General features: G+C 61.1%; 7 protein-coding genes. All 7 read left to right on the top strand.

Annotation, left to right across the window (positions count from 1 at the left end; translation table 11 throughout):
- Positions 1 to 23 precede the first annotated feature (23 nt).
- Complete coding sequence (ygfZ, locus tag A6A03_RS09445) at positions 24 to 1,010, top strand: CAF17-like 4Fe-4S cluster assembly/insertion protein YgfZ (RefSeq protein WP_066787036.1); 987 nt, start codon at positions 24 to 26, stop codon at positions 1,008 to 1,010.
- Positions 1,007 to 4,978 (top strand): GAF domain-containing protein, encoded by a 3,972-nt coding sequence (locus A6A03_RS09450; RefSeq protein WP_066786977.1) that lies wholly within the window; start codon positions 1,007 to 1,009, stop codon positions 4,976 to 4,978. The genes ygfZ and A6A03_RS09450 overlap by 4 nt, the downstream gene beginning before the upstream one ends.
- 743 nt (positions 4,979 to 5,721) lie before the next feature.
- Complete coding sequence (locus tag A6A03_RS09455) at positions 5,722 to 8,448, top strand: VWA domain-containing protein (protein ID WP_245668930.1); 2,727 nt, start codon at positions 5,722 to 5,724, stop codon at positions 8,446 to 8,448.
- Between the two features lie 58 nt (positions 8,449 to 8,506).
- The gene (locus tag A6A03_RS09460) at positions 8,507 to 8,830 is read left to right on the top strand and encodes an ATP-dependent Clp protease adaptor ClpS (protein ID WP_066786986.1); all 324 of its coding nucleotides are present in this window, start codon (positions 8,507 to 8,509) and stop codon (positions 8,828 to 8,830) included.
- 373 nt (positions 8,831 to 9,203) lie between these two features.
- Positions 9,204 to 10,733 (top strand): serine hydrolase, encoded by a 1,530-nt coding sequence (locus tag A6A03_RS09465; protein ID WP_245668931.1) that lies wholly within the window; start codon positions 9,204 to 9,206, stop codon positions 10,731 to 10,733.
- On the top strand, positions 10,730 to 12,652 hold the full coding sequence (locus A6A03_RS09470) for a hypothetical protein (RefSeq protein ID WP_066786990.1): 1,923 nt from the start codon (positions 10,730 to 10,732) through the stop codon (positions 12,650 to 12,652). Before A6A03_RS09465 ends, A6A03_RS09470 begins: the two co-directional genes overlap by 4 nt.
- Positions 12,653 to 12,690: 38 nt before the next feature.
- Positions 12,691 to 13,035, top strand: coding sequence for a hypothetical protein (locus tag A6A03_RS09475; protein WP_245668932.1), 345 nt, complete (start codon positions 12,691 to 12,693; stop codon positions 13,033 to 13,035).
- Positions 13,036 to 13,078 lie beyond the last annotated feature (43 nt).

Genomic DNA, 13,078 nt, shown 5'->3' on the forward strand with positions numbered 1-13,078 from the left:
ATACAGATGGCAAGAGAGCTGCGATGAATGAGGCAGTGATGTCCGGCTACGAGGCGGTGTATGCTGGCGCCGTAGCCATTGATGAATCAGACCGGGGCCGGTTGTGGATGCGGGGCCGTGATCGGGCCTCGTTGTTGCATCGTCTCTCGACCAACCATATCGAGCGGTTGCAAGCCGGCCAAGGCACGTTGACCGTACTAACCACGCCGATCGGGCGGATGATCGATCTGTTGCGGGTCTATGCGCTGCCCGATGCCTTACTGTTAGAGACCGGCCCTAGCCATGGGGGGCCGATCTTGCGTCATCTGCGCAAGAATATCTTTTTTAACGATCAGGTGACGGTGGCCGATGCCGGCGCTGAGTTAGGCCAGATCGGCCTCTATGGGCCGCAAGCCGGCCAAATTATGCAGGCGTTGGGGTTGCCGGTTGAGGTGCCCCGCTACGGCATTGCCAACGGCGAGTGGAGTGACGCGCAGGTGTTGGTGGCGCGCTGCGAGCCGCTTGGCGGTGACGGCTATACCCTCTACCCGCCGGCGACGCACACGGCGGCGCTGCTGGCGGCATGCCAAGCGGCAGGTGCGACCATCCTTGATGCGGATACGTTTGAGATTGTGCGGGTCGAACACGGCTACCCGCGCTTTGGCCGCGAAATCACCCTCGACTACATCCCGCTCGAAGCCGATCTCTGGCGGGCGGTGAGTTTTCAAAAGGGGTGTTACGTCGGCCAAGAGATCATTGCGCGCATGGAGAGTCGCGGGCGGATTGCGAAACAATTGCGCGGCCTGCGGTTGCCGGCAGCCCCCCAATCCCTGCCGGCAAAGGTCGTTGCCGATGGCAAAGAGATTGGCGACCTGACCAGCGCGGTCTGCTCGCCGCGCTATGGCTGGATCGGGTTAGCCTATCTGCGGAGCGCCTACGCTGAACCTGATGTCACCGTGTTTGTTGATGATCAACCGGCCATCGTCTGTCGCCTACCGTTTACAGCTACAGCACAGGTTCACGACCAATGACTCGCATGGCACGCCGTCGCCAATTGATCGGCGATCTCGAACGCCAGCGCGATGCACTGCGCCGCCAGCAAGAGCGCGATCAACAAATTTTGGCGGCTCTGTACGCGATAGGGTTGGCTGCGCGTAACCGCCCGTCGCTGCGCGTGATCTTTGAAACGATCGTGCGTGAATTGCACAAGGTGTTCGATTTTGATGCCTGTTACCTTGCCTTTTGCGATGAACGGCCTGAACTGTTCAAGGCTGCCCTTTTGTATGACGAAGGCCAGATTGATTTTCTCGAAAACCGCGAATATGGCTACCTGACCGGCCTGATTGTGCGCCGGCGCGAGCCGATGCTTTTCCGCGATCTGTTGGTCGAGCGCGATCCCGGTTTGCCGCCAGTACCCTTTGGCAACACCGCCAAACTCTCGCGTTCATGGATCGGCGTGCCGCTGATGATTAGCGAAGCGGTGGTCGGGGTGATCTCGCTGCAAAGTTATCAGCCGAACCTCTACACTCACGAGACGCTCGATCTGTTGCAGCGGATTGCTAATGTGATCGCGTTGGCGCTTGAGAATGCGGTGCTGGTTGAAGAGCAAGAACGGCTGAGCCGCGAATTGGCGGCGCAACTGGCGGCGCGGCGTGAAGAACTCGCTGCCCTGAGCGCGCTCGCTTCGACGCTGGTCGATCCGCGCTCGCTCGATGAGTTGCTCGAGCAGGCGTTGGCAATCGCAATGAGTACGTTGCATTTCGAGGCCGGCAATGTGCGTCTGCTCGACCCGACCGGCACGCTCTTGGTCTTGCGCGCGCAGCGCGGATTTAGCAAAGAATATATCGAACAAACCCGGCACATTCCGCTTGAAATCAGCCCGCTACGCGAGGTGGTCACGCAGATGCAGCCGCGGATCGTGAGCCGTGAATGGTATGCCCAGTATGACCCGGCCACGTTTCCGCTCCATCTCTTTCCCCGCTTTGAATCGACGATTAACTTGCCGCTAGTGGTGGGCCGGCATGTATTGGGCACCTTAAGCTTTTTCGGTTTTACGCCGCGGGAAATCGCGCCGCACGAGCTGGTGTTGGCCCAGTCGGTGGCAAATCAGATCGCGATCCTCGTCGAGCATAGTCGCTTGACTGAAGAGCGTGAGCGCCAGATCGCCGAGTTGCGCGCAATGCGCGAAATTAGTCTGGCGGCTTCAACCACGCAGACTGCGAGCGATCTGTTGCAACGCACTGCGGCTGAGCTGCAATCATGCTTAGAGTTCGATGTCTTTTCAATGGTGATTTACGATCCGGTACGCCACTTGATTAGCGATGGCATTACCCTTGATGAGGGTCAACTCTACACCTATTGGATCAGTCATCCACCGCCACCCCGTTCGCTGACGGCGCGGATTCTGCGTGAGCGCCAGCCGATCTTCCTGCGCGACCTGCCGGTTGAAATCCGGGCTTGGGCTGATGTCGATAACGTGATCATTGGCGCCGAACGCACCGCTCGTTCGTGGATGGGCTGGCCGCTGCTCGATCGCGATGGGCGCGCCATTGGCATGGTGAGCGTGCAGAGTTACCGTTCGCATGCCTTTACGCCGCGCGATATGGAATTTCTTGGGAATGTGGCGGCGCAGTTAGCTTTGCACGTGCAGAATGTTACCTTGCTGGCGCAACGAGCGCGCCAGATTGCCGAGTTGCAAGTGATCAATCAGATCGGTAAGCTGGTGGCCGCCTCGTACGATCTGAGCCGGATTCTGAATGAGGTTCGCCAGATCGTGGTTGATCTGACCGCCGCCTCGGTCTTTTATTTGCTTCTCTGCGATCCGCACTCGCGTCTGGTGCGCTACGCCATCTTTATGGAGCATAACCGTCCGCTTGGCGAAGAGCTGATGGGCCGGCGGACGCCGCCGGATTCGTTGACCGATTGGTTGCTGACGAACCGGCAGCCGCTGCGCTTTGATGATTTGGCGGTTGATCACCAGCGGATTGACGAAATGGGGATCAAACCGCAGCCGATTGGCTCGGCCCACCTGATGCGATCGTGGGTTGGGGTGCCGATATTAGCTCACCACGAGGCAGCTATTGGCGTGGTCGTGCTGCAAGATGAGCGTCCTTATCAGTATGATGACGGCATGATTGATTTTCTGGCCCAAATCGCCAGCTTGATTAGTCTTGCCGTGCAGAAGGTGCAGTTGTTTGAAGAGCGCGAGCGGCAGGCGCGCGAGAATGCACGGCTCTTTGAGTCGGCGCAAGCCCATGCGATCGCTGCCGAGCAGCAAGCGGCCCGTATGGCGTTGGTCAACCGGATTGCCGGCTTGCTCGCGGCTCGTCTCGACCAACAGGCGATTCTCGACATTGCTGCCCGCGAGTTGGTGCAGCTTTTTTGGGCCGATCATACCGGGTTGGTGCTGTTTCACGACGACGAGACCGGCGAAGTTGTGGCCGAATATCCGCCGTCCGGCATTCTTGGCGCGACGATCGATCTGCGCCATAATCCGTTGGTTGAGGCGCTCTGCACCGCGCGTCGTCCGCAAGTGATTGTCGATATCGAAACCGACCCGCGCGCGGTGGTGTCCCGCGACCGCTGGCGCGCGATGGGGTTGCGCTCGCTGGTAGTCGTGCCGTTGATCAGCCGTGATCGGGTGTTTGGTTCGATCTCGTTTGACAGCTTCGGTGAGCCGCGGTCGTACACTGAAGAAGAGTTGGAATTGATGATGACAGTGACGACCTCGGTTGCGACCGCTTACGAAAATGCGCTCCTCTTCGCCGCTGAGCAAGAGCAGCGGCGCACGGCTGAGACGCTGCGCGAGGTGGCGCGCGTGCTTAGCTCAAGCTTTGATCCTAATGAGGTGTTGCAGCTCGTGCTGGCCGAGCTGCGTAAAGTGATCAATTACGATACGGCCACGATCATGCTGATTGATGATCAAGTGTTACGGATTGTGGCTGCTAGCGGTTGGCCGCCTGAGGAGATGCCGCGCGGGAAAATCTTGCCGCTCGAAGGCAGCGGCGCCGGTCAGGTGGTGCGCGAGCGCCGGCCTATGTTAGTGGTGGCGCCGCCTGATGGCACGATCTGGCCGCCCGGTGATATTGGCGAACGCATTTTGTCGTGGCTTGGCGTGCCGCTGATCGCCAAAGGGCGGGTGTTGGGGGTGCTCAATATCGATTCGTATCGCCGGTATGCCTTTAGCGAGCGTGATCTCGATGTCGCGTTAGCGTTTGCCAATCACGCAGCGTTGGCAATCGAGAATGCGCAACTCTATCAAGAATCGGTGGCGCGGGTCGAACAAGAACTGGCAATTGCCCGCCAAATTCAATCGAATCTCTTTCCGCGCGAACTGCCGGCGTGCCCCGGTCTCAGCGTGGCGGCCCGTTGTTTGCCGGCCCGCGAGACCGGCGGCGATTTCTACGATGTGATTGATCTCGGTTCGCGCATTGGGGTCATTGTTGGCGATGTCAGCGGCAAGTCATTGCCGGCGGCGATGCTGATGGCCGTGGCCCGTTCGACGGCCCGTTCCGAGGCGCGCAATCACGAGTTGCCCCGCTTGGTGTTGGCCGAGACCAATCGCTGGTTGGTGGATGATGTGCCGCGCAATGCCTTTGTCGCGTTGGGGTATGCGTTGATCGACCCGATTGAGCTGCGGTTGACCTTGGCTAATGCCGGCCAGTTAGCGCCCTTGTTGCGCCATGCCGATGGCCGCATGACGTTTCTCGAAACGGCTGGCGCACTGCCATTAGGCGTACAGCGCGATACCCGCTACAATCAGATCGAACTAGAGCTGGCTCCCGGCGATACCATCGTCTTCTACACCGATGGCATTGTCGAAGCGCAGAATGCCCAACGCGAATTGTTCGGCTTCGACCGGCTCGAACAATTGGTGCGCCACTGGGGTTATTTGCCGCCCGAAGCCCTGCTTGATCGCCTGTTGGCGGCAGTGCAAGCATTTAGCGAAGGGCGAATGGTTCACGATGATATGACCCTCGTTGTAGTGCGGGTCGAGTAGGGGCAGCGCGTTGTAATGTCCCCACCCCAGCCCTCCCCCACTGGGGGAGGGAGTCGCTCTTCGTGTCCCCTGATGTCATTGCGAGCCGCGCGTAGGGGCAGAGCGATGCTCTGCCCCCGCGCGGCGCAACCATCTCCCGCGCGCACGGGAGGCGTGCGCGCGGGCATCTGTTCCGATGAAGGAGGAGATTGCTTCGGTCGGGCGCACCCAGCAGAGCTGGGTTGCGCCGCTCCCTCGCAATGACAGAAGGAAAGTGGCGCTGCGCCCCCTCGCAATGACAGGTTGAGGGGCGAACAGAACGCATGAGCGTAGATGTCGTTCACGGCTTTGCGATGAGCCGGTTTACCCACACCCCCAGCCCCTCTCCCACTGACGCGGGAGAGGGGCGCTGCTGCGTTCCGCGCCGGTCATGCTTAGCCCGCAATCCAGCGGCTCCCCCTCGCTCGCCGTGAGGTGGGAGAGGGGGCCGGGGGGTGAGGGCTCGCAGCCCGCGCAGCGCAGCCATCCCCCGCCAGCACAGGAGCAACCCGCTCAGGCATCCGTTCCGCTGAAGGAGAAGATTGCTTCGGTCGGGCGCACCCAGCAGAGCTGGGTTGCGCCGCTCCCTCGCAATGACAGAAGGAAAGTGGGCGATTGCCGCGGGCGCTGCGCCCTCGCGCACTGACAGGCGATGATCCCAGCAAGTGGTATACAATGTTGTTGGCTGGCTGGCGATCCACCGCAACCGCTGAACGGAGGTCATTGTGCTGAGTGTGATTGAGCCGGCAGCTCTTTGGCTGTTTGCGCTCGCCATTCCTTTGCTGTGGTTTATGTGGCTTGGTCGCGCCGATTTGCGCCGGCGCCTTGGCCGGGTGCGTATGTTGGCGCTGGTCGTCGTGCGCTTGGCGCTACTCGCAGCGTTGGTGTTGGCGTTGGCCGGTTTGCAGGTGGGCCGTCCGGTGCAAGCGACTGCCACGGTGTTTCTGATTGATGCAAGCGATTCGGTGGCGCCGGCCCAGCGTGCTGCCGCACTGGCGTATATCGAACAGGCCCTCGCCACCGCCGATCCCGATGACCGGATGGCGGTGATCGTCTTTGGCGCGCGCGCGGCGGTTGAGCGCGTCGCTGAGCCACCCCGACCGCTTACCCGGCTGGATTCGCTGGTGATTGCGTCGCGCACCAATATTGAAGATGCAATTCAGCTTGGGTTGGCGATCTTGCCCGGCACAATGCACCAACGCCTCGTGTTGCTCTCAGATGGCGGTGAAAATGAGGGTGATGCGCTGGTCGCTGCCCGGCTGGCCGCAGCTCGCGGCGTGCCGATCGAGGTGGTGCCGCTCTTGGCCGAGCGCGGCCCTGATGCGCTGATCACTGCGTTGATTGCGCCAACGACGGCTAGCGTTGAGCAAACGATACCGCTTACCGTACAGATTGATAGCGAAGTGACCGGCCCGGCAACGGTGCAGCTTATCGTTGATGGCCAGTTGGCAGCAGAAGAGCCGGTTGAGTTGGCTACTGGTCTTAACCAAATCACGCTCAATTCGCCGGCGGGCGCTCCCGGTTTTCGCCAGTTTGAGGCGCGTTTGATCGCGCCATTCGATGCCCAACCGGCCAATAATCGCGCCGTAGCGTTCACCTTTGTCAGCGGGCCGCCGCGGGTATTGCTGATCACGGTTGATCCCGAACGCGCCGCAGCGTTGGCTGCCGCATGGCGCGCGACGGGGATTGACGTCACGGTTCAGGCGCCAATACAGATTTCGGCTAATCCGCTCGATCTGCGCGCCTTCGATGCGGTTGCGTTGGTTGATACGCCGGCGGAAGCGGTTTCAACGGCCCTGCAACGCGCTTTGACCGCGTATGTCCGCGATTTGGGCGGCGGATTGCTGGTAGTAGGGGGAACCCAGTCGTTTGGCGCCGGTGGTTGGCGGCGGTCGCTCCTTGAGCCGATCTTGCCGGTGGCGCTCGATCCGCCATTGCGCGAAGAGCGGCCCGATCTGGCGCTGGTGTTGGTGATCGACCGTAGCGGCAGTATGAGCGAGCTGGTTGATGGCCGGCGCACCCAACTTGATTTGGCCCGTGAAGCTGTTTATCAGGCCAGTCGCGGCTTATCGCGACGTGATCAGATCGCCATTATCGCTTTCGATAGTTTCGCTGATACCCTGCTGCCGTTGCAGCCGCTGCCCGATCTGTTCACGATCGAAGATGCGCTCAGCCGGTTGGTCGCCGGTGGCGGCACCAATATTCGCAGCGGGGTGGTGCTGGCCGCCGAGACGATCGCGCAAGCGAATGCCCGCATTCGCCACATGATTCTACTCACCGATGGCATCTCTGAAACTGATTATGCCGATCTGGTGGCCGATCTGCGCGCGCAGGGGGTGACGGTCAGCACCGTAGCGATCGGGCTGGATACCGATCCGGCGCTTGAGCAGGCGGCCCAAATCGGCGGCGGGCGCTACTATCTGGTGCAACGGGCCGGTGCGCTGCCCCAGATCTTTCTCGAAGAGACGGTTCGCATCGCTAATCGTGATTTGATCGAAGAACCGTTTGTGCCGGCGCTGGCTTTGCCATCCCCGTGGCTGCGCGATCTTGGCCCGCTGCCGCCGTTGCGTGGCCGGAATGCTGCCGATCATCGCTCGCTGGCCCGCGCGTTGTTGGTGGCCGATGACGGCGCACCGCTGCTGGCTACGGCACAGGTTGGCTTGGGGCGCGTGTTGGCGTGGACGAGCGATCTGAGTGGCCGTTGGGCGGCGGCGTGGTTAACGTGGCCTGAATTTCCTCGCTTTGCCGCCAATCTGGTTGCCGAGACGCTGCCCCTCAGCGGCGGGGAACGGTTGTCACTCGTTGCGTCGGTGATTGCCAATCGCGCCGAGATCGATCTCATCGCGCTTGATGAGCGGGGCTTGCCGCTGGAACTTGGCGAGATCCGCAGCCGGGTGAGCGGGTTGGCAATCAATTTTGAGCTAGTGTTTACCCAAGTCGCTCCCGGTCGCTATCGCGCCATTACGACGATTGATCAGGCGGGAGCGTATCTGGTGCAGGTTAGCGCGCTCGATCGCGCTGGCCAGCCTCTCGGCAGCGCCACCGCCGGCTTCGCCGTGAGCTATTCGCCCGAATATGGCCGGTTTGCCGCGAACCCCGGCTTGTTGGCCGATATTGCTGCCTTGACCGGCGGCAGGGTCGATCCGCCGCCAACTGCGCTCTTTACGCCTACTACCCGCGCCGTATACGATGTCTGGCCCGTGACAATTCCGCTGCTCTGGTTGGCGCTGATCCTGTTGCCGCTTGATATTGCCCTGCGCCGGCTGTTCGTGCCGTTGCCCGAATTTACTGCTGTGCCGGTCAAACGTCCTGCCCGCCGGGTGGCCGCGCCTGATCTGCCGGCGCCACCGGCTTCCCCGCCCCCGCCAAAGCCAGCGGCTACCCTCAGCGACGAAGAGCGGATTGCGGCATTGCTGGCGGCCAAACGGCGCCGGCAACGCAAAGAGCAGTGACGCTTTATGTTATACTGCCAAAAGGTACTGGTTCTCGCTGTCACCGTCGGAGCAGCCCATGCCAACTGAACAACCAACAGTCGTCGTGCGGCCCGCCGTTACCTTTGCGGTTGCCAGCGATGAAGAGCTTGAGCGTCCATATCGCGTCATTGTCGAAAATGACGACGTGACGCCAATGGATTTTGTTGTGATCGTGTTGCGCGTCTTTTTTGAACTGGATCTGGCCCGCGCCGAACAGGTGATGCTTACGGCGCATTACGAAGGGCGCGCGCTGGTGACGGTGTTGCCGTTCCAAGAGGCGCAAGAGCGGGTCTATCAGGCGCATCACGCTGCTCGCGAGGCCGGCTATCCGCTCACGTTCTACCTTGAACCAGATCAGTAACTGGCTACTTGTGGATTGATGAACGATGCCTGTTGCGCTTTTACCCCGCTCGCTTCCCCTTGGTAGCGGGAAGTGCGCGCTGTTCTGCTTGGCAGAAGCGACGCGCAACCTTTTGCCCAAAGGAGTTTCGCGTAGGCTAGCAAAAGGGTTTCCTTTCCCTAACGGGTTGAGAGGTGGACAGACGATTGGGTCGATCACAGCCGTTGATCGCTGTACAATACCGCAACGCTTGGCGCTGCACCCCCCTCCCGCGCCGTTGGGAGAGGGGCTGGGGGTGAGGGTACACCAGCTCATCGCAACGCCATCAACCCTTGAACCCTAACGGGAGAGGGTGAAACTAACAATTGCCCACCAATCTACACCACAAAGGAGCATGAACACGACCATGAACCTCCGGCCCCGTTTTCTTGCCATCGCCCTGCTCTGCGTGGCCATCCTTGCCGGATGTAGCTCTGCTTCCCGTCCGTTACCCGCCGATGCGTTGATCGCTGCGGCGCCAACGCCATCGGCAATCACTCCTGTCACCCTACCGCCGTTAGTGCCGGTCTATGCTGCCGGTACCGAAGTGGCCGGTGTGTCAATCGGTGGTATGACTACGGTTGAAGCGGAAGCGGCCCTGACCGCCGCGCTAGCTGAACGTGTTACGCCAGTGCAATTGGTCGCCGGCGAGTATGCAACGACGATCGAGCCATCCTCGATAAACCTGCTTCCCGATGTGCCGGCAATGCTAGCCGCAGTGCAGCCGGCGTTGGGCAGCGATCAGCCAATTTCGGCGCCGTTGCAGCTCACCTTTGATAAAGCAGCCTTGCGTGAACAGATAACGGCGTTTGCTGCTGCATCGGCCAGTGCGCCAGAATTGACCGTCATTACCGCGACCGAGGTGCTCTCGCGCAGCTTTGCCTATCGGCCCGGACGTGCGATTGATCTCGAACGTTCGCTGGAGATTGTCAGCGGTTTGCTCAGCCGTGGCCAACTCGCCGATCCCATTTTCCTCACTCGCTGGCCTACTGAGCCGCCGCACGCTTCGCCTGAGCAGCTTACCGAACAGCTTGAAGCGATAGCCGATGCATGGGATGGCGTGATCGGCGTCTACCTTTATGATCTGGCGACCGGCACAGAAGTGGCGGTGAATGCGCGCACCGTATTTTCCGCCGCCAGCACGATTAAGACGGCGATTATGCTGTATGGCTACACTAAACTGCCTGCATTCAGCGAACGCCAATGGGCAAGCATGCGGGCAATGATCATTGACAGTGATAATCTGGCCGCCAACGATATTTTGGCGGCGGGAGCCGGTGGCACAAACACCGAGACGGCCTTCCGCGGTGCCGAGCAAATGAGCGATATGCTGGCTGATCTCGGTCTTGACTATCTCCATCTCTACATTCCATTCGAGGCGGTCGATTTTATCCGGCTTTACAATGTCAAGTTCCGCTGCGGGCCGCCAGATCCAGTTGGCGAACCGCCTTATGCCGAGACTGGCTGCGCGTTGCGGGCAACGCCATACGCGATGGGCCAGCTCTACCGGATGATCGATGAGTGCGCGCGCGGCGAGGGCGTATTGCTGGAAAAGTTTGCCTTGCTCAACCCTGATCGCTGCCAAGAGATGCTCGATCTGCTGGCCGAGAATGCCGACGATACCCGCATGGTGGCTGGCATCCCCGCCGGGGTGCGCGTCGAACATAAGTCGGGTTGGATCGAGCACACCCAAGCCGATGCCGGTATCGTCCGCTCACCCGGTGGCGATTATGTACTGGCGATCTATGTCTACAAGCCGCTCGGCGACCAATGGGCTTGGCCGGATGAAGTGCTGGGCGGGGCGATTGCTGATGTTAGCCGGCTGGTGTACACTGCCTACAATCCGGTACGGCTTGACGGGCTAGCAGCAGGAGAAACGCCATGAGCAGCTTGCCTATGAAGCGGATGGTGCTCTACAAACACGGGGTGGGCTATTTTGAGCGGCGCGGGACGTTGAGCGGCGAGACCCTGACCCTCAGCTTTCCGCTTGAGGCGATGGATGATGTGCTCAAGAGCCTGATCGTCATTGACCGCAGCGGGCAGGTGCGCAATATCGATGTGGCTACTCCCCAAGACCGCGCTGCACTCATCGCGCGCGGCAGCATTCACCTTTCGGATAAGCAGAGTTTGCTCGATCTGCTGCGCGATCTGCGTGGGCGCATGGTGCGCTTGACCTTGACCGGCAAGCAGGGCGAGACGATCAGCGGGTTTGTGATCGGGGTGGATGTGGAAGCCGCAGAACCGCTGCGGCGGGCGCTGGTGAGCCTTTATTTGAGTGACGAGCGCGCGGTGCGTCCGATCCCACTCGATGAGGTGGCGCGCGTTGAGCTGCTCGATGACGCGGCCAACAATGATCTCGCCTTCTTCTTGCGCGCCGCGCACAACGATGAGCGCAACCGCACCGCTACCATTCACCTCACCCCCGGCGAGCACGATCTGCTGGTGGGCTATGTCGCGCCGGCGCCGGCATGGCGGGTCAGCTACCGGCTGCTCTGCGAGGATGGCGACGATGGCACGGCCCGTTGCTTGTTGCAAGGCTGGGGCCTGTTCGATAACCAGTTGGAAGAAGACCTCGTTGATGTTGAAGTGACGCTTGTCGCCGGCCAGCCAGTCTCGTTTCGCTACCGGCTCTACGAACCGCAGACGCCTGAACGTCCGCTGATCGGCGATGAAGCGCGTCCGCAACCAAAGGTCGCTTCGCCGCAGGATCGGCGGTTACGCGCAATGGCATCAATGGAACCGGAGATGCTATTTATGAAGGCTCCCCCGCCGTCAGTCTCGATCGAGGCGATGACCGAGAGCGCCGCGCCGGTCGCGGCTGGGGAAGAGCGCGGCGCGTTGTTTGCCTATCGCGTGACCCAGCCGGTGAGCGTTGGCCGGGGCAAGTCGGCCATGGCGCCGATCCTTGGCGTGACGTTGGCGGGCCGGCGCGAATTGGTCTACAACCGCTCGCGGCGCGAACGCCACCCATTGGCCGCCATCCGCCTCACCAATGAGACGGGCTTAACCCTCGAACAAGGCCCGGCGACAGTGTTGGTCAACGGCGAATACGCCGGCGAGGCGGTGCTGCCCTTTACCCGCGCTGGCGCCGAACTGACCGTCTTTCACGCGGTTGAGCTGGGGGTGACGGTGGAAGAGTCCTCATCCACCACGCAGCAACTGCACAGTCTCCGTCTCCAAGATGGCGATCTGTTCCTTGACGAGTATCAGCTTCGGTTCCGGCGGTATACGATCACCAGCACAATCGCCGATCCTTGCACAGTGATTATCGAGCATCCCCGCACCGAGAACACCGAATTGGTTGACACCCCGCCGCCGCTGGCCGAAGCCGGCAAACTGGCCCGGTGGCAGGTGGCCGTTCCTGCCGCTGGCAAGGCGGAACTCGTCGTCTGCGAGCGCCGGCTGCTCTCGCGCCGGCAAGAGATTCGCAGTCTCAGCGGCGAACGGTTGCAGGAATTCCTCCGCGACAAGGTGCTCGATCAAGATACCTTCCAGCAACTCTCCGCCATCCTTAATCTCTTCCGCCAGATCAGCGCCGCCGAACAAACGATTGCCGAACACGAGCGCGAACGGCAGCGCATCTTTGAGCGCCAGCAGCGGCTGCAACAGCAGATTGCCCCGCTGCGCAGCGATGGCGAAGAGGGCGCACTGCGCCAGCGCTATGTGGTGACATTGGCCCAGCTCGAAGATCAGGTCGAGCGGATTGAGGCTGCGATCGCCGAGCAGCAGGCCTTGATCCAAAAGCTGCAAGAGCGGATTGAGCGCCGGTTGCGCCGCCAAAAAGAGTTGAAACCTGCTCCCTAATGCGTATGATCCGCGATAGCCGAACCCTTTTGTTTATCGTGATTGCGACGCTCATCGGGTGGGCGGTTGCCGCTGCCGCTTACTATACTGTCGGCGATACCCGCAACGCTGAGGTTTTGCGCTGGTTGGCGCTGGCGATTTTCGCCACACCGCTTGCCGTCTTTCTCGGTTGGATGGCCTCGCGGCGTGATGAATGGCGGTTGGCGGCAGCGTGCTGCGGTGCGCTCTACTTCTTTACCCCCTTTGTCGCGGCCCGTATCGAGACGATCCTTGCTCCCGAAGCTGCTCGCCAAACGGTTGGCCCGCATACTGTCTATTTCATGAGTGTTTTGGCCTTGCACCTGATTGGCGGGCTAGCGTTGGCGTGGTGGCGGGGGAGATAGCAAGAATCGCCCCTTCTCTCACCACACGAGAGAAGGGGCGAGG

The organism is Chloroflexus islandicus, from assembly GCF_001650695.1.
GTDB classification, from domain to species: Bacteria; Chloroflexota; Chloroflexia; order Chloroflexales; family Chloroflexaceae; genus Chloroflexus; species Chloroflexus islandicus.